This window comes from Vibrio sp. D173a (assembly GCF_030248475.1).
In genome coordinates, this window is sequence record NZ_JAHGAH010001574.1 from 1 (window position 1) to 489 (window position 489).

Below are 489 nucleotides of genomic sequence, written 5' to 3' on the forward strand. Positions count from 1 at the left end.
GTAATGTGGCTAGAACGCTGGCTACAAACCTATCCGGGCACACTTATCCTAATTTCGCACGATAGAGACTTCCTAGACCCAATCGTCAATCGCATTGTTCACGTCGAAAACCAAAAGCTGAATGAGTACACGGGTAACTACTCGTCGTTCGAGAACCAGCGAGCGCAAAAGCTTGTTCAGCAACAAGCGATGTACCAGAAGCAGCAGAAACAGATGGCGCACATGCAGAGCTACATCGATCGCTTCCGCTATAAAGCATCGAAAGCTCGCCAAGCACAAAGCCGTATCAAGGCACTCGAAAAAATGGAGCAAGTGCTGCCAGCTCAATTTGATAACCCATTCAGCTTTGAGTTTAGAGAACCTGATGCCCTACCGAATCCAATCTTAATGATGGATGAAGTCTCTGCAGGTTATGGCGACAATCTGATCCTTGAAAAGATCCGCTTGAACCTTGTTCCGGGTAGCCGAATTGGTCTACTGGGTCGCAAC

General features: G+C 47.9%; 1 pseudogene. It reads left to right on the forward strand.

Features of this window, described 5'->3' with window-relative positions:
* Nucleotides 1-489, forward strand: a pseudogene (locus tag KIV40_RS34830) (ABC transporter ATP-binding protein); the annotation flags it as partial.